At 66.1% G+C, this 16,555-nt stretch carries 15 protein-coding genes; 9 read left to right on the top strand and 6 right to left on the bottom strand.

All coding sequences use genetic code 11. From position 1 onward, the window contains the following. The first annotated feature begins 52 nt into the window (after positions 1–52). The gene (pgl, locus tag LIG30_RS17780) at positions 53–733 is read left to right on the top strand and encodes a 6-phosphogluconolactonase (protein WP_038714040.1); all 681 of its coding nucleotides are present in this window, start codon (positions 53–55) and stop codon (positions 731–733) included. Then, positions 711–2,624 (top strand): bifunctional transcriptional regulator/glucokinase, encoded by a 1,914-nt coding sequence (locus LIG30_RS17775; protein WP_038714038.1) that lies wholly within the window; start codon positions 711–713, stop codon positions 2,622–2,624. Before pgl ends, LIG30_RS17775 begins: the two co-directional genes overlap by 23 nt. A gap of 91 nt (positions 2,625–2,715) precedes the next feature. On the opposite strand, the gene LIG30_RS17770 is transcribed toward LIG30_RS17775, so the two are convergent. Beyond that, positions 2,716–3,933 (bottom strand): Bcr/CflA family multidrug efflux MFS transporter, encoded by a 1,218-nt coding sequence (locus LIG30_RS17770; RefSeq protein ID WP_038714037.1) that lies wholly within the window; start codon positions 3,931–3,933, stop codon positions 2,716–2,718. 193 nt (positions 3,934–4,126) lie between these two features. Between LIG30_RS17770 and LIG30_RS17765 the strand changes: the two genes are divergently transcribed. The 7 genes from LIG30_RS17765 (at position 4,127) to LIG30_RS17735 (ending at position 10,920) form a co-directional block, all read left to right on the top strand. Next, the gene (locus LIG30_RS17765; RefSeq protein ID WP_038714035.1) at positions 4,127–4,597 is read left to right on the top strand and encodes a hypothetical protein; all 471 of its coding nucleotides are present in this window, start codon (positions 4,127–4,129) and stop codon (positions 4,595–4,597) included. Between the two features lie 122 nt (positions 4,598–4,719). Beyond that, entirely contained in the window at positions 4,720–6,003 is a 1,284-nt protein-coding gene (gene hemL, locus LIG30_RS17760; RefSeq protein ID WP_038714033.1) for a glutamate-1-semialdehyde 2,1-aminomutase, read from the top strand. Positions 6,004–6,017: 14 nt separating this feature from the next. Next, positions 6,018–7,139: a bifunctional diaminohydroxyphosphoribosylaminopyrimidine deaminase/5-amino-6-(5-phosphoribosylamino)uracil reductase RibD gene (gene ribD, locus LIG30_RS17755; protein ID WP_038714032.1), complete on the top strand. Its 1,122-nt coding sequence runs from the start codon at positions 6,018–6,020 to the stop codon at positions 7,137–7,139. Positions 7,140–7,153: 14 nt separating this feature from the next. After that, positions 7,154–7,780, top strand: coding sequence for a riboflavin synthase (locus tag LIG30_RS17750; RefSeq protein WP_038714095.1), 627 nt, complete (start codon positions 7,154–7,156; stop codon positions 7,778–7,780). Between the two features lie 138 nt (positions 7,781–7,918). Then, complete coding sequence (locus LIG30_RS17745; RefSeq protein ID WP_038714030.1) at positions 7,919–8,194, top strand: type II toxin-antitoxin system TacA family antitoxin; 276 nt, start codon at positions 7,919–7,921, stop codon at positions 8,192–8,194. After that, positions 8,182–8,709 (top strand): GNAT family N-acetyltransferase, encoded by a 528-nt coding sequence (locus LIG30_RS17740; RefSeq protein ID WP_235510334.1) that lies wholly within the window; start codon positions 8,182–8,184, stop codon positions 8,707–8,709. Before LIG30_RS17745 ends, LIG30_RS17740 begins: the two co-directional genes overlap by 13 nt. 627 nt (positions 8,710–9,336) lie before the next feature. Continuing rightward, a complete protein-coding gene (locus LIG30_RS17735) occupies positions 9,337–10,920 on the top strand; it encodes an isocitrate lyase (RefSeq protein ID WP_038714026.1) in 1,584 nt (527 codons plus the stop codon). A gap of 93 nt (positions 10,921–11,013) precedes the next feature. Here LIG30_RS17735 and LIG30_RS17730 read toward each other — a convergent pair whose 3' ends face one another. The 5 genes from LIG30_RS17730 to LIG30_RS17710 all read right to left on the bottom strand — a co-directional run bounded on the left by LIG30_RS17730 (position 11,014) and on the right by LIG30_RS17710 (position 16,470). Then, the gene (locus tag LIG30_RS17730; protein ID WP_038714024.1) at positions 11,014–11,697 is read right to left on the bottom strand and encodes a GGDEF domain-containing protein; all 684 of its coding nucleotides are present in this window, start codon (positions 11,695–11,697) and stop codon (positions 11,014–11,016) included. Positions 11,698–11,741: 44 nt separating this feature from the next. Beyond that, complete coding sequence (locus LIG30_RS17725) at positions 11,742–12,128, bottom strand: DUF1987 domain-containing protein (protein WP_038714023.1); 387 nt, start codon at positions 12,126–12,128, stop codon at positions 11,742–11,744. A gap of 20 nt (positions 12,129–12,148) precedes the next feature. Then, complete coding sequence (locus LIG30_RS17720; protein ID WP_442856863.1) at positions 12,149–12,718, bottom strand: SiaB family protein kinase; 570 nt, start codon at positions 12,716–12,718, stop codon at positions 12,149–12,151. 8 nt (positions 12,719–12,726) lie between these two features. After that, positions 12,727–13,959: a SpoIIE family protein phosphatase gene (locus tag LIG30_RS17715; protein ID WP_083494083.1), complete on the bottom strand. Its 1,233-nt coding sequence runs from the start codon at positions 13,957–13,959 to the stop codon at positions 12,727–12,729. A 249-nt stretch (positions 13,960–14,208) separates the two neighbouring features. Next, on the bottom strand, positions 14,209–16,470 hold the full coding sequence (locus tag LIG30_RS17710; protein WP_235510333.1) for an EAL domain-containing protein: 2,262 nt from the start codon (positions 16,468–16,470) through the stop codon (positions 14,209–14,211). Positions 16,471–16,555: the final 85 nt, after the last annotated feature.

The following is a 16,555-nucleotide window of genomic DNA, read 5'->3' as shown; positions in this document are numbered from 1 at the left end:
GCCGCGCGGCGATCGCCACGATTTCAACAGACAACCGCAGTCCGGAGGAGACGTGATCGAGCTTCACGCTTTCGATACCCCTGAAGCGCAACGCGACGCGCTCGCGCAGGCGGTCGGCGACGCGCTGCGCGCGGCGCTCGCCCGCCCTGCGCGGCCGACCCTCGCGGTATCCGGCGGCACCAGCCCGCGCCCGTTCCTGCAGACGCTGTCCGGCGCGGCTCTCGACTGGGCGCGCATCGACGTCACGCTGGTCGACGACCGCTGGGTGCCGGAAACCGATGCCGCGAGCAACGCGCGCCTCGTGCGCGACACGCTGCTGCAGCGCGCCGCCGCCGCCGCTCGTTTCCTGCCGCTCGTCGACACGGCCGCACCGCTCGACGCGCACGTCGCCGCGCTCAACGCGAACGCCGCGCACCGGCTGCCCGATGTCGCGGTGCTCGGCATGGGCGAAGACGGGCACACCGCGTCGCTCTTCGCGGATGCGCCCGAATGGGCGCACGCGACCACGACGACCGCGCGCTTCGTCGCGGTCCATCCCGGCGCGGCGCCGCATCCGCGCGTGAGCCTGTCGCTCGATGCGCTGACGCATGTCGGCCGGCTGTTCCTGCTGATCGCGGGCAGCCGCAAACGCGCGGTGCTCGACGCCGCTGCGTCGGCACCGCAACAGAACGCCATTTCGAAACTGGCCAACGACAAGGGGACGACACTCGATGTCTACTGGTGCGCCAATTAAAACCGCCGCGAACCCACATGCCGACGGCCCGCGCCTGCTCGCGGACATCGGCGGAACCAACGCGCGCTTCGCGCTGGAAACCGGGCCGGGCGAAATCACGCAGATTCGCGTCTACCCGGCCGCCGACCACCCGACGCTCGCCGACGCGGTCCGCAAGTACATGAAGGACGTGAAGATCGGCCGCGTCGATCACGCGGCGATCGCGATCGCGAACCCGGTCGACGGCGACCAGGTCAGCATGACCAATCACAACTGGCAGTTTTCGATCGAGGCGACGCGCCGCGCGCTCGGCTTCGACACGCTGCTGGTCGTCAACGATTTCACCGCGCTCGCGATGGCGCTGCCCGGCCTCGCCGACACGCAGCGCGTGCAGATCGGCGGCGGCACGCGCCGCCAGAACAGCGTGATCGGCCTGCTCGGCCCGGGCACCGGCCTCGGCGTGTCCGGGCTGATCCCGGCCGACGACCGCTGGATCGCGCTCGGCAGCGAGGGCGGCCACGCGTCGTTCGCGCCGCAGGACGCGCGCGAGGATCTCGTGCTGCACTACGCGCGCGAGCAATTTCCCCACGTGTCGTTCGAGCGGATCTGCTCGGGGCCGGGCATCGCGCTGATCTACCGCGCGCTCGCCGCCCGCGACGGCAAGCACGTACCGGCCGGCGTCGACGCGCCGCACGTCGTCGCGCAGGCGCAGGCGGGCGATGCGCTCGCGCTCGAAACCGTCGAATGCTTCTGCGGCATTCTCGGTTCGTTCGCCGGCAGCATCGCGCTGACGCTCGGTGCGCTCGGCGGCGTCTATATCGGCGGCGGCGTCGCGCTGAAGCTCGGCGAGCTGTTTACGCGCTCGTCGTTTCGCGAGCGCTTCGAGGCGAAGGGCCGCTTCGCGCACTATCTCGCGAACGTGCCGACCTACCTGATCACCGCCGACTACCCGGCCTTCCTCGGCGTGTCGGCGATCCTCGCCGAGCAGCTGTCGAACCGCACGGGTGGCGCGTCGTCGGCCGTCTTCGAGCGGATCCGCCAGATGCGCGACGCGCTCACGCCGGCCGAGCGCCGCGTCGCCGACCTCGCGCTCGATCATCCTCGCTCGATCATCAACGACCCGATCGTCGACATCGCGCGCAAGGCCGACGTGAGCCAGCCGACGGTGATCCGCTTCTGCCGCTCGCTCGGCTGCCAGGGGCTGTCCGACTTCAAGCTGAAGCTCGCGACCGGCCTGACCGGCACGATTCCGATGAGCCACAGCCAGGTGCATCTCGGCGACGCCGCGACCGACTTCGGCGCGAAGGTGCTCGACAACACCGTGTCGGCGATCCTGCAACTGCGCGAGCACCTGAACTTCGACCATGTCGAGCAGGCGATCGACGTGCTCGGCAGCGCGCGGCGCGTCGAGTTCTACGGGCTCGGCAATTCGAACATCGTCGCGCAGGACGCACACTACAAGTTCTTCCGCTTCGGCGTGCCGACGATCGCATACGGCGACCTGTACATGCAGGCCGCGTCGGCCGCGCTGCTCGGCCAAGGCGACGTGATCGTCGCGGTGTCGAAATCGGGGCGCGCGCCCGAGCTGTTGCGCGTGCTCGACGTCGCGATGGAGGCAGGCGCGAAGGTGATCGCGATCACGTCGAGCAACACCCCGCTCGCGAAGCGCGCGACGGTGGCGCTCGAAACGGATCATATCGAGATGCGCGAGTCGCAGCTGTCGATGATCTCGCGCATTCTGCATTTGCTGATGATCGACATCCTCGCGGTGGGCGTCGCGATCCGCCGCGCGTCGCCGAACGCCGAGCTGACCGGGGCCGTCGCGCAGGCGAAGGCGCGCGCGCGCGACGACGAGACCGCCGACGTGCTCGACTGGCTGAGCCACGGCGCGTCTCCGGCCGTGCGCGACTGACGGCCGCGCACGGCAGCTCCACAACAAAAAACGCCACCGGGAGGCCATACGGCGCCGGTGGCGTTTCGATCGGCGACGGTGCGCCGGCGGCTCAGCCGCCGCTTTTCACGGGATGGCCGTGCCAGCGCAGCACCAGCACCCGCCCGACGAAGCACAGCGCGCCGGTCGTGCCGATCGTGACGCCCATGCCGAACGGCGTGCCGTTGGCGAGCGCGCCGATCGCGACGCTCGCCACCGCGCCGAGCGCGAGCTGCATCGCGCCGAACAGCGCCGCCGACGCGCCCGCGTTGTGCGGGTAGCGGTGCATCAGGTCGGTCGTGCAGTTCGCGGACAGGATGCCGACCACGCCGACGACGAAGAACAGCGACGCGACGATCGACCAGAGGCCGCCCCACCCCGAGATCGCGAACAGCGCGACCGCGAGCGACGCCACGCAGCTGACAAGCGACGCGGCGGAAATGATCCGCAGCGAGCCAAGCCGGCCGACGAGGCGCGTGTTCATGAAATTCCCGATCATGATGCCGACGACGTTCAGCCCGAACAGCAGCCCGTAGTGCTGCGGCGACACGTGGAAATACCGGATGTAGACGAACGGCGTCGCGGTGATGTACGCGAACATCGACGCGAACGCCATCCCGCCGCACAGCATGTGGCCCCACGCGACAGGATCGGACAGGATGCGCCCGTACGACGCGAACGAGCTCAGCACCGCCGCGCTCTTGCGCTTCTCCTTCGGCCAGGTTTCCGGCACGCGCAGGAACGCGGCCGCGCCGCAGAATGCGCCGAACAGTGCGAGCACGACGAACACGCCGCGCCAGCCGGAGAAGCGCAGCACCTGCCCGCCGAACAGCGGAGCGAGCAGCGGCCCGACGGCGGTGACGATCGCGACCATCGACAGCACCTTCGCCGCGTCGCTCGGCTCATGCGCGTCGCGCGCGATCGCCCGCGCGAGCACCGACGCCGCGCCGGCGCCGAGCGCCTGCATGAAGCGCACGAGGATCAGCATGTCGATCGACGTCGACACGAAGCAGCCGATGCTCGCGAGCGTAAACAGCGCGATGCCGCCGAGCAGCACCGGCCGCCGCCCGTAGGTATCCGACATCGGGCCGTAGAGCAGCATGCCGACCGAGAAGCCGGCCATGAAGCTCGTCAGCGTGCGCTGCGCGGCGGCGGAATCGACGGAGAAGCCGTCCGCGATCGCGGGCAGGCTGGGCAGGTACATGTCGGTCGCGATCGGACCGCAGGCGGCAAGCGCACCGAGCAACAGGATCAGCCGGACATCGGGCCGGCGTCTGACGACGTGAGACATGGGAATCCGATTGGAGGCCGGCACGCACGGGGCGCGCGAGGCGGTGACGACGGGGAAACGAACGGCCGAAACCGCGGCCGCGAACCGGTGATTGTACGCGAGCCTCTGGAGCGTCCGCTTACTTTGCCTCAGGACGGGGTGATGATCGGGTAAGCTCGCGGCATTGCCACGATCCACCGCCTGCCTCCTCGACATGACCGCCTTCCTGCTGATCTGGAGCCCCAAGAAATGGCCGTGGCCCGAGTTGCCCGACGTGGCCGCCCGCGTGAAAGCAGGCGAAGCCGTGACCGACGCGTGGGGCTGCGGCTTCGCGCGCGGCATCCTGCCGGGCGACCGCGTGTTCCTGCACCGCGTCGCGCAGGCGCCGAAAGGCGTGTTCGGCTCCGGCTACGTGACGCGCGCGCCATATGAAGTCCCCGATCCCGCGATGAAGCGCGGCTACCGCCTCTGCATCGATTTCGTCTATGACTGGCTCGTCGATGCGCACGAGCAGGTGGTGATCCCGCGCGACGCATTGCGCGCGCATCCGTTTTCCGTGCAGACCTGGGACGCGCAGACGTCCGGCACGTCGATCAAGCCGATGGTCGAAGGCCCGCTCGAAAAACGCTGGGCCGAGCTGACCGGCAAGCGCAAGCCGCCGCCGATCCCGCCCCCGACGCGCTGAACGGTCGCAAGCCCGCGGCGGGCTTGCGGCGCGCGTCTCCGGTACAATCAGACGATCGCTTCCCCCGGGCACCGCGGCCCGCGCATCGTCAGGCCCGCGCCCTTCTCACGCAGGTTTCGTCCATGTCCAACAATCAGATCCTCTTCGAACGCGCCCAGAAAACCATTCCGGGCGGGGTCAACTCGCCGGTGCGCGCCTTCCGCTCGGTCGGCGGCACGCCGCGCTTCGTCGCGCGCGCGCAAGGCCCGTACTTCTGGGATGCCGACGGCAAGCAGTACATCGACTACATCGGCTCGTGGGGCCCGATGATCGTCGGCCACGTCCATCCGGAAGTGCTCGAAGCGGTTCAGCGCGTGCTGGCCGACGGCTTCTCGTTCGGCGCACCGACCGAGGCGGAGATCGAGATCGCCGAGGAAATCTGCAAGCTCGTGCCGTCGATCGAACAGGTGCGGATGGTGTCGAGCGGCACCGAGGCGACGATGAGCGCGCTGCGTCTCGCGCGCGGTTTCACCGGCCGCAGCCGCATCGTCAAGTTCGAGGGCTGCTACCACGGCCACGCGGACAGCCTGCTCGTGAAGGCCGGCTCCGGCCTGCTGACGTTCGGCAACCCGACGTCCGCCGGCGTGCCCGCCGACATCGCGAAGCACACCACCGTGCTCGAGTACAACAACGTCGCCGCGCTCGAGGAAGCGTTCGGCGCGTTCGGCGACGAGATCGCCGCGGTGATCATCGAGCCGGTCGCCGGCAACATGAACCTGGTGCGCGGCACGCCCGAGTTCCACAACGCGCTGCGCGCACTGTGCACGAAGCACGGCGCGGTGCTGATCTTCGACGAGGTGATGTGCGGCTTCCGCGTCGCGCTCGGCGGCGCGCAGGCGCATTACGGCATCACGCCCGACCTGACCTGCCTCGGCAAGGTGATCGGCGGCGGCATGCCGGCCGCCGCGTTCGGCGGCCGCCGGGACATCATGGCGCATCTCGCGCCGCTCGGCGGCGTCTATCAGGCCGGCACGCTGTCCGGCAACCCGATCGCGGTCGCCGCGGGCCTCAAGACGCTGCAGCTGATCCAGGCGCCCGGCTTCTACGACGCGCTGACCGCGCAGACGAAGCGTCTCGCCGACGGCCTCGCCGCCGAGGCGCGTGCGGCCGGCGTGACGTTCTCGGCCGACTCGATCGGCGCGATGTTCGGCCTGTACTTCGCCGAGCGCGTGCCGACGAGCTTCGCCGAGGTCACGCAGAGCAATGTCGAGCGCTTCAACCGCTTCTTCCACCTGATGCTCGACGAAGGCGTCTACTTCGCGCCGTCCGCGTACGAAGCCGGCTTCGTGTCGAGCGTGCACGACGACGCCGTGATCGACGCGACGCTGGCCGCCGCGCGGCGCGCGTTCGCCGCGCTCGCCGCCTGAGCGGGGCTGCGCGGATGTTCTCGGAGACCGATTTCGCCCACATGCAGCGCGCACTCGTACTGGCCGCGCGCGGCATGTATACGACCACGCCGAACCCGCGTGTCGGCTGCGTGATCGTCAAGGATGACGAAGTGATCGGCGAAGGCTTCACGCAGCCCGCCGGGCAGGACCACGCCGAAGTGCAGGCGCTCAAGGACGCGCGCGCGCACGGCCATGACGTCGCCGGCTCGACCGTCTACGTGACGCTCGAGCCGTGCAGCCACTTCGGCCGCACGCCGCCGTGCGCGAACGCGCTGATCGACGCGCGCGTCGCGAAGGTCGTGTCGGCGATGGAAGATCCGAATCCTGCAGTGTCGGGCCGCGGGCTCGGCATGCTGCGCGATGCCGGCATCGACGTGCGCTGCGGGCTGCTCGCGCACGAGGCCGGCGAACTGAACATCGGTTTCGTGTCGCGGATGACGCGCGGCCGGCCGTGGGTGCGGATGAAGACCGCCGCGTCGCTTGACGGCCGCACCGCGCTGCCGTCCGGCGAGAGCCAGTGGATCACCGGCGAGGCCGCGCGCGCCGACGGCCACGCGTGGCGCGCGCGCGCGTGTGCGATCCTGACCGGCATCGGCACCGTGCGCGAGGACGACCCGCAACTGACCGTGCGCGGCATCGACACGCCGCGCCAGCCGCAGCGCGTGCTGATCGACAGCCGGCTCGAGCTGCCGCTCGACGCGCGGCTGCTCGAAGGCGCACCGCTGCTGATTTTCTGCGGACGGCTCGACGCCGCCGGCGAATCGCGCGCGGCGGCGCTCGCGGCGCGCGGCGCCGAGATCGTGCCGCTGCCGAACGCGCACGGCAAGGTCGACCTGCCGGCGATGCTCGCGGCGCTCGGCACGCGCGGCATCAACGAGCTGCACGTGGAAGCGGGCCACAAGCTGAACGGCTCGCTGCTGCGCGAAGGCTGCGTCGACGAATTGCTGGTCTATCTGGCGCCGAGCCTGCTCGGCGCCGACGCGGCCGGGATGTTCGATCTCGCCGCCCCGGCGAGCCTCGACGCGCGCGCGCGGCTCACGTTTCACAGCTTCGAGCGGATCGGCGACGATCTGCGGATCCTGGCGCGCTTCGCGCCGCCCACCGCCACTCATTGAACGGAATCGTCACGATGTTTACCGGAATTGTCGCGGCCGTCGGCCGCATTGAATCGATCAAGCCGCTCGGCGCGTCGCCGGACGCGGGCGTGCGCCTCACCGTGCAGGCGGGCGACCTCGATCTCGCCGACGTCGCGCTCGGCGACAGCATCGCCATTCAGGGCGCGTGCGTGACGGTGATCGAGAAGACCGCCGGCACGTTCGACGTCGAGGTGTCGCGCGAAAGCCTGAACCACACCGTCGGCCTCGCCGAGCCGGGCGAAGTCAATCTTGAGAAAGCGCTGCGCGCGCACGACCGGCTGGGGGGCCATCTGGTGTCCGGTCACGTCGACGGGCTCGGCACGGTGTCGCATTTCGCGCCGGTCGGCGAGTCGCAAGAGCTGCGCATCGTCGCGCCGCAGGAGCTGGGCCGCTATCTTGCTTACAAGGGCTCGATCACGGTCAACGGCGTTAGCCTGACCGTCAACTCGATCGCCGACCGCGACAACGGCTGCGAATTCTCGATCAACCTGATTCCGCATACGGTCGAGGTGACGACGCTGCGTCATCTGAAGCCGGGGGCGCCGGTCAATCTGGAGGTCGATTTGATTGCGCGGTATGTGGAGCGCATGCTGTCGACGACGACCCCGGCGGCGCGCTAATAGCCGCTGCGGCCACCCTTCCTGCGCAATGGTGGGTCGCTCGAGATCATGCGACCGCCCACCCGTGGCTCGTCAGCTTATGGAGAAATCATGTACGCCCATTGTGCTAACATGACGTACATCTGAAGGAGAGTTTCCATGAGCACCGCTACCCGTTCCGCTCGCCTGGGTTTGAGGGCCACACCACAACAGGAAGCGGTGCTGCGCCGCGCCGCCGAGATCGCGCACAAATCCATGACCGATTTCATTCTCGACAGTGCCTGCCAGGCTGCCGAACGAACCCTGCTTGACCAGCGTTTGTTCCTCGTGACCGAAAGCCAATCGCAAGCGCTGCTTGACATGCTGGATCGGCCGGCTCAAGACAATGCGGGCTTGACGGAGTTGTTCTCCCGAACGGCGCCTTGGGAAAACTGATGCCGCTGTCCCCACCGCATGCACTCGGTGCAAACCATGTACTGGAAGACTTCGATTGCGGCAAGCCCGGCCTGAATGACTGGCTCCTGCGCCACGCGCGCCAGGCTCAAGCGAGCGGTTCGGCCAAGACCTTCGTCGTCACCGATGGTCAGCGTCTGGCAGGGTACTACAGCCTGGCTGTAGGGCAGATCGACACCTTGGAGGCGCCTGACCGCGTACGCAAAGGGATGGGAGCCTATCCAATTCCTGTTGTCATCCTGGCTCGGCTGGCGGTAGCAATGCAGGACCATGGACGTGGCATCGGGATGGGTATGCTGCAAGACGCAATCCGGCGTACCGTCGCCATCTCCGAACAAGCCGGCGTTCGTGCGCTGCTGACACACCCGATCGATGAGGATGCAAAGCGCTTCTATCTGCGTTTCGGGTTCGAAGCTTCACCGGTGCAAGAACAGCAATTGCTTCTGTTGCTCAAGGACGCGCGTCGATTGCTCATGCCTGCTGTATCAGGCCAATAAAAGTAGAAATTGTCTCGTCGTTTATTGACGTCCCACTTACGGCCCGCGTGACATGAATCACGTCGCGCACGATGTCTCCGCTGTGGCCTGTGGTCGTGGCCGCCCGCGTCATCGCTTCACGGTCTCAGCCATCCAGCACTAGCCGCAACACGCTCGTTGCGCAACGTGCCCCAAATCCTCCGACAGCCATAAGCCGGCCTGACGCCGATCCTCATCCACGGCGGTGCTTCAGGCGGCCGCTCCACTGGCGGCTTCCGCGGCGCGTTCGATCGCACGCTGGAACGCCTGTTCGTCGCAATAAACGTCTACAAAATCCCCCCAGCCATCGTTGCCCGAGCCATCCGTGCTTACCCTAGCACCGGCACCCGAAAGCGCACTTCACATTGTGAAATCCATCTCGAATTTCCACAGCGTCGGGTTTTCCGTCTTCTGAAAAACTGTTCTACATCGCAAAAGACGACACCTAACTCATTGAAAAATAAAGAACAAATAAGTCATATGTCTTATATAAGACATCGCCGCGACGCAGCAGAAAGTCCCTACAATGCAGTCATGCAGTTCGCTGCGACAGACGTAGCGGCCCAGTCAAGCATTTACTCAAACGCCCTTCACTCCTAGGAGATTCACATGGCCCAGTATCAGGACGACATCAAGGCAGTCGCTGGCTTGAAAGAGACGCACGGCAGCGCGTGGGATGCGATCAATCCCGAGTACGCCGCCCGCATGCGTGCCCAGAACAAGTTCAAGACGGGCCTGGACATCGCCAAGTACACCGCGAAGATCATGCGCGCCGACATGGCCGCCTACGATGCCGACCCGTCCAAGTACACCCAGTCGCTGGGTTGCTGGCACGGCTTCATCGGCCAGCAGAAGATGATCTCCATCAAGAAGCACTTCAACAGCACCGACCGCCGCTACCTGTACCTGTCGGGCTGGATGGTGGCCGCGCTGCGCTCCGAGTTCGGCCCGCTGCCGGACCAGTCGATGCACGAAAAAACCGCGGTCAGCTCGCTGATCCGTGAGCTGTACACCTTCCTGCGCCAGGCCGACGCCCGTGAACTGGGCGGCCTGTTCCGCCAGCTGGACGCTGCCGAAGGCGCTGCTGCCAAGGCCGCCATCCAGGAAAAAATCGACAACCACGTCACCCACGTCGTGCCTATCATCGCCGACATCGACGCGGGTTTCGGCAACGCCGAAGCAACCTACCTGCTGGCCAAGCAGTTCATCGAAGCGGGCGCGTGCTGTATCCAGATCGAAAACCAGGTGTCCGACGAGAAGCAGTGCGGCCACCAGGATGGCAAGGTCACCGTGCCGCACGAGGACTTCCTGGCCAAGATCCGCGCAGTCCGCTACGCGTTCCTGGAACTGGGCGTGGACGACGGTGTCATCGTGGCCCGTACCGACTCGCTGGGCGCCGGCCTGACCAAGCAGATCGCCGTGACCAACACGCCGGGCGACCTGGGCGACCAATACAACGCGTTCCTCGATTGCGACGAAATTTCGGCCGACGCGCTGGGCAACGGTGACGTGATCATCAAGCGCGACGGCAAGCTGCTGCGTCCGAAGCGCCTGCCGAGCAACCTGTTCCAGTTCCGCGCCGGCACGGGCGAAGCACGCTGCGTGCTCGATTGCATCACCTCGCTGCAAAACGGCGCCGACCTGCTGTGGATCGAAACCGAAAAACCGCATATCGCGCAGATCGGCGGCATGGTCAGCGAGATTCGCAAGGTCATCCCGAACGCGAAGCTGGTGTACAACAACAGCCCGTCGTTCAACTGGACGCTGAACTTCCGTCAGCAGGCGTATGACGCGATGAAGGCCGCAGGCAAGGATGTGTCGGCATACGACCGCGCCCAGCTGATGAGCGTGGAATACGACGAGTCCGAACTGGCGCTCGCCGCCGACGAAAAGATCCGCACGTTCCAGGCGGACGCGTCGCGCGAAGCAGGGATCTTCCACCACCTGATCACGCTGCCGACATACCACACCGCCGCGCTGTCGACCGACAACCTGGCCAAGGAATACTTCGGCGACCAGGGCATGCTGGGTTACGTGGCTGGCGTGCAGCGCAAGGAAATCCGTGAGGGCATCGCCTGCGTCAAGCACCAGAACATGTCCGGCTCGGACATCGGCGACGACCACAAGGAATACTTCAGCGGCGAAGCAGCCCTGAAGGCGGCGGGTAAAGACAACACGATGAACCAGTTCTGATACCCGTAGTACCCCAGGCAAAACGCCAACCCATACGGGTTGGCGTTTTTTTTAATCCGTCCCGCAGTCGGTGTCTGCGGCCCGGCCCGCACCTCAACACGCCACACGATCGCGGCCCGAGCGCTTCGCCCTGTACAACGCAGAATCGGCCAGGCCGTACGCGGTGTCGAAATCGGTGCCGGCAGCATTGGCGCTGACGCCGAAACTCGCGGTAATGCGCCGGTTCACCGGCGGAGCGAAAACATGGTTGCCGATCGTCGAGCGCATGCTCTCGGCCAACTGCAACGCATCGTCGAGATCGTATCCCGGCAGCACTACCGTGAACTCTTCGCCCCCGACACGGCCAATGACGCCTCGATCGCCCACCACTTGCTGCAAACAACCGACGATGCCGAGAATCACCGCGTCGCCGGCAGGATGACCGAAATCGTCGTTGACCTTCTTGAACTCGTCGATATCGAGCAGGATCATCACCGCGCGGTCGGCGCGCAATGCCTTGGTCGTTCGCTCGATTACCGCGCCGCGGTTGAACACGTCGGTCAATGCGTCGTGGCTTGCACGATATTGCAACTGCTGAGTGAGTGAGTGCATCAGGCGTTCGGCACGGTCGCTCCGTCCGATCAGCCGGCGCGTCTCGCGCATCAGGCGCTCGTAATGCCCGATGAGTTCGCCCAGCGCCAGACGGTATTCCTGCGCATCCGCGCCTTCAGCCGCACGAACTGCGCGCGCTTTTTCCAGCGCCTCGCTCTCGTTCCGGAACAGATCCAGAGCGTCCACCGAAGACGCATCCGAAGAGGAAGTCGACACCGCTATTCCCGTTCTCAGGCCACAATCGGACAGTCGTTGAACTTGATCCCCGTGAAATCGGTCTGCAATTCCTCGCCGAATTCAAGAATCGTTTCGTCTTCGTCGTCGCGGTACCAGTTCACCTGCACGCGGTTTCCGGATGCAGTCGCATGGTCCAGCGCATCGAATATGCTGAACAGCATCTTCGTGCTCGAGCTGTTGAAGTACGTCAGGGTCACGTCAACCGTGATCGCGGCATCCGCACAGCTCGCCAGATACGCGCGAAGCCGTTCGATCACGGGCGTGTAGAAAGCAGCCGCGTTCTCGGGGTAAGACTCGCCCTTGAGCGACAGCAGGTGACCGTCGAACCGGAAATCGATTTCCGGCGACGTAGCCGTGGCGGCAATGTAAAGGTTATCCATGGCTGGTGCGCGTAGCTTACTCAGATAATGGTCTTGAGGCAAAACAGCGTGGTTTCGGGGTCTTCGACGCGCGGATAGAATGCGAATTCGAGCGGGGCACTCGCGTCACGTGCCATCGTCAGGAACCCTAATCCCGCACCTTTGCTTTCGGGCGGCGTCTCGGCACGCAACGAGATCTTGTACTGCTGCTTGATTTCGTCGAGCGACATGCTGCGCAGCGGCTCGAGCTTTTCGCGCAAGTCGTTCACGGCGGCCGTCGCGACGGGGTTCACGCACATCATGAGGTGACGCTCACCTTCGTTGGTGATGCACACCGCGCCCTCGCGCAAGGCGCCCATGCTCTCACTGCCGTCGACGAGCGAATCCGACGAGTAGTGGACGATATTTTGCGACAACTCGATAAACGACGAAAACAACTTCCGCCGGGTGGACGCGCTGACGCCTGCAATCTCCAGCTGCAGTTTCACGACTTCACTCATCGCCGCGACGATGTTATGGGAGAAATAACCCTTGTGATAAAAAATCAGGTTGCGCCGCTGAGCCAGCTCAAAAAACGCGCTATCTTTGTCTAAGGGTTCGGATATATTCATGGACCACTCTAAACGCGAGCAAAAAACAGCGTGACGTCGTCGCGACGGGATTGCGTGCCCTGCCACTCGACCAGCGCTTGCCACAGGCTTTCGCAGATCGCAGATGGCGATTGCACACGTTGCCCGAGGATCAGATCGAGGGCCCTGCGCTTCCCGAAGGAGATCCTTCGCGGACCGCCGATCTGATCGATCAGACCGTCTGTCGAAATAAACAGCAGGCTGCCCCTCGGAGCCGCGATCGTATGCAGCGGCCACGCATGATCCGCGAGGCTGTCGACGTACCCCACGCCCATGCGCTCGCCCGCAATGCTTTCGACCTGGTCGGCATCGGGCCGCAGAATGTGCAGCGCGATGCGCGCGCCGGCAAAGTGCAGCTGCTGCCGACCCGCATCGAACCAGAAGAACGCCGCGTCCAGGCCGTCGTTGGACTGCGGCGACTCTCCCGCGCCATTGACCTGCCCCAACAGACCCTTGATGTTGCGATTGACCGCCGCGAGCAGTGCGGCGGGGTCGTGCGGGCCGAGCCGTTCGAGCGCCTGCGACAACGACGTCGACGCGAGCAGCGTCATGAAAGCGCCCGGCACGCCATGTCCGGTGCAGTCGGCCACGGCGCCGAACCATCCATCGGGAAACGATGTGAAGTGATAGAAGTCGCCGCCGACCACATCGCGCGGCTCCCAGACCAGTGCCGCGTCGGGCAGCGCGTTCGACAGGGTCTCGCGCGAAGCCCGCAGCGTGGCTTGCTGGATCACGCTGGCATATTCGATGCTTTGCATGATCTGGCGATTCTTCGCCGCCTGCATCTCGGCCACGGCACCCAGCAATTGCAGGCCGCTGCCGATGCCGGCGAATCGGCTGTCCCGCGTCACGATGAATCCATCCACCAGCGCTTTTTCGCCTACCTCGACCGTCTTGAAGATCAGCGCTTCGATGTTCATGTCGGCGTCGACGACGAGCGGCGCCTTGTCCATGAACGCGATGCAGCTCTTCTTGTCATAGAGCTCGCGGTGGAACGGCTTGCTCATTTCCGACAGGAAAATGTCGCGGTTGATCAGCCCGATCGGCCGATCGCCTTCCGTCACGGCCAGGCTGACCATATCGCGCCGCGAATAGAAAATCTCCATCACCAGCGAGTTGGTGTCCGCCGCGTCGACCGCCGGTACGTCTACGGACAAGTCACCCGCGCAACGCGGGCCTTCGGACAGGCCCGGACGACGAAACTGCGCAAGCGCTGGATGCATGGCGAGACGACTCGTTGGATAAACACGCCAAAACTAGCGGCTCTCCGTGTCATGCTCGTTAAATTCAAAATAAATGACGCGTGCCGGTTCGACACGACCAGAACGCGGTAGCGGGCGCCGTGGTACGCGAGTGCAACGGTCGAGGTCAGCACCCACGCATCGGCCCGCGCAGGATCGCGGCGCGACGCGTTGCCGACCGACGCCGCGCAGGCGGCGCCAGCGCGCGCGCCGCAGTGCCCGGCGCCCCTGCTACGACGCCGTCAACACGCCGACCAGCCGGTGCCGGGCCGCGCCGTATTCGGCGCTGCGCGGCCCGTGGCTCACCGCCGCATCGACGAGCGCACGCTGCATCGTCGCATCCACCGACTCGAACGGGAGAATCGCCGCGCCATCGCCGAACGTCCCCATGAACGAACCGGAATCGCGAACTGCCTGCACGTCGTGCCCGTCGCCGGCATCGCACGCGCTGTCTGCGGCCGGCCGCCCGCAAACCGGGGCCTCCCCCAGCAGCAGATGCAGATGCTCTTCCCACACCAGCAGGCGGGCCAGCTTCGCCAGTGCGCTCGCCGGACGACGGCGATCCGCCAACGTAAACCGGCCGTTCTTCTCCATCCACTCTGCGAGATCCACCGCGGGCATCGGACGCGCGACCGCATAGCCCTGCACGGCGTCGGCACCCAGAATCGCGATCGCCTCGAGCAGGTCTGTCGTCTCGACGCCCTCGACCACCACGGTCTTGCCAATCGAGTGGCCAAGACGGGACAGCTGATAGATGAACCGCAGCACGTTCGAGCGGTCTTCGTCGGCGAGCGCCACGATGCTCCGGTCGATCTTGAACGAGTCGAACGGCAGCATGCGCAGCCGGGTCAGGCTGCTGTGCCCGGAGCCGAGATCGTCTTCTGCGAGACTGATGTCGAGCGCCTTGAATTTCGCCAACGCCTTGGCGATGTCCACACCGGGCGGGGCCTCGTCCGTCTCCAGCACTTCCAGCGTGAGCTTGCGCGGCGGACAGCCATATTCGCGCAACGCCCGCTCCGTCGCGCTCAGGTAGCGGATGTCGCCGAGCGCGCTCGACGGCAGGTTGATCGAGACATTGAGGTCGAAGCCCTGCTGCAACCAGCGGTTTCGCTGACGCAACGCCTGCCCGAGACCGCGCACGTAGAGCTCGACGAAATCATCGGACGAAAGCGCAGAAAAAAATGCATCCGGCGCGAGGATCCGGTCTCCGTCCCGCAGGCGCGCCAATGCCTCGACGCGCGTCGCTTTCCCCGAGCCCAGTTCGAGCATCGGCTGGTAATGCATGACGAGCGCGTCCGACCTGAGCAGCGCCGCCAGGCGTTGCCGCATCCCGTACGGCATCGTGTGCGTGCGCCCCTGATGGCTCTCGATCCGCGTGAGGGCGAAAGCCAGCAGCGTCTGCAGCTGCATGACGAAGGTGGCCTGCTCGGGCGACGCATAGCCGCCCGGAAACGCGCTGTACAAGGTCAGGATCGCCGTGGGCGGGCCACCGGGCTGGCCCAGCGGAACCGCCGCGCTCGAGCGGATTCCCTCGCCTTGCGCGATCGCCCGCCAGGGCGCCATTCTCGGGTCGGTGGCGAAGTTCAGGCAGCGCTCCACCTTCCCGCTCTGCCACGCGCGGCCCGTCGGCCCCTGGCCCTGTACGCGATCGCCCGCCATGATGGGCGCCGACGCGGAGCGTTCCAGCTCGGACAGGTAACGCTGGATGCTCCCGCCCGAGGCGGCCTCGAAGCGGAACCGGTCCTCGTCGTCCGGCCGGCCGAACGAGCACCCGGCCACCTCCTCGTGCCGGCCGATCAGGTCGGCAGCTTCGGCGATCAGGTCCGTGTAGCTGTCCGCGCCCCACGCGAGCCGGGAAATGTCCAGCAACAACTGCTGACGCGCGTCCTGCAGTTGCTGGTAGGCCTCCATCTGCCAGGCCATGTCCCGGATCAGCCTGCGGGCCAGGACGGACAACGCTTCGCAGTGCTCCGCCATATCGACGTGATGGCACACCGCCGCGTGCAGGATGTCCTGGCAGTGAAGAAGATCCTCCCGCGCCAGCCCGATGATCGTGTGGATGCGCCCGACTTGCAGCGCGACCGCGCGATGCGCGGACTCGGTCAGTTCCGGATCCGCCAGCAGCAGCAGATTGCGGCGTTGTTGCGATTTGAGATGCTCGAGTTCCGGCCCGGACAACGTCTCGATCAGGAGCCGCGGCCCGGGCAGTTGCGACAGGGACCCATAGAACTCGTCGACGATGGCTGCGACCCGATGCTGCAATGCAGCCGTGATCGTGCCCAGCGCGGTGGCGGCAGCCGGGCCGTAGCGTTGCGCCGAATCGGCGCTCAACTCGAGATCGTCGTCGGTGACGACTGAGCGGCGTGACATGTATGGATCGCTTTCGGCGGGCGAACCCGCGGCAAGGTGAACAGGGGCTCGCCACGCAAAGGCCATGGCAAGCCGCACGCCGCAAACGCCGTGACGCGCCTTGGCGGCGACGCCCCGATTCATTGACGGTCGAACCCGGGCTTCGGCGAATCATGAAGCCCCAGATCTGATAACGAACGCAATCCCGCGAACTTTATATGGCCGCTTG

The sequence above is a fragment of the Burkholderia sp. lig30 genome (assembly GCF_000687455.2).
In the GTDB taxonomy this organism is placed as follows: domain Bacteria; phylum Pseudomonadota; class Gammaproteobacteria; order Burkholderiales; family Burkholderiaceae; genus Burkholderia.
Note: the sequence above shows the minus strand (reverse complement) of the source record. Positions and strands in the feature narration are given on the sequence as shown.

Coding starts and splice junctions, on each gene's coding strand:
- LIG30_RS17775 (WP_038714038.1), top strand. CDS start 711: ATGTCTACTGGTGCGCCAATTAAAACCGCCGCGAACCCACATGCCGAC.
- LIG30_RS17770 (WP_038714037.1), bottom strand. CDS start 3,933: ATGTCTCACGTCGTCAGACGCCGGCCCGATGTCCGGCTGATCCTGTTG.
- LIG30_RS17765 (WP_038714035.1), top strand. CDS start 4,127: ATGACCGCCTTCCTGCTGATCTGGAGCCCCAAGAAATGGCCGTGGCCC.
- hemL (WP_038714033.1), top strand. CDS start 4,720: ATGTCCAACAATCAGATCCTCTTCGAACGCGCCCAGAAAACCATTCCG.
- ribD (WP_038714032.1), top strand. CDS start 6,018: ATGTTCTCGGAGACCGATTTCGCCCACATGCAGCGCGCACTCGTACTG.
- LIG30_RS17750 (WP_038714095.1), top strand. CDS start 7,154: ATGTTTACCGGAATTGTCGCGGCCGTCGGCCGCATTGAATCGATCAAG.
- LIG30_RS17745 (WP_038714030.1), top strand. CDS start 7,919: ATGAGCACCGCTACCCGTTCCGCTCGCCTGGGTTTGAGGGCCACACCA.
- LIG30_RS17735 (WP_038714026.1), top strand. CDS start 9,337: ATGGCCCAGTATCAGGACGACATCAAGGCAGTCGCTGGCTTGAAAGAG.
- LIG30_RS17725 (WP_038714023.1), bottom strand. CDS start 12,128: ATGGATAACCTTTACATTGCCGCCACGGCTACGTCGCCGGAAATCGAT.
- LIG30_RS17720 (WP_442856863.1), bottom strand. CDS start 12,718: ATGAATATATCCGAACCCTTAGACAAAGATAGCGCGTTTTTTGAGCTG.
- LIG30_RS17715 (WP_083494083.1), bottom strand. CDS start 13,959: ATGCATCCAGCGCTTGCGCAGTTTCGTCGTCCGGGCCTGTCCGAAGGC.
- LIG30_RS17710 (WP_235510333.1), bottom strand. CDS start 16,470: ATGAATCGGGGCGTCGCCGCCAAGGCGCGTCACGGCGTTTGCGGCGTG.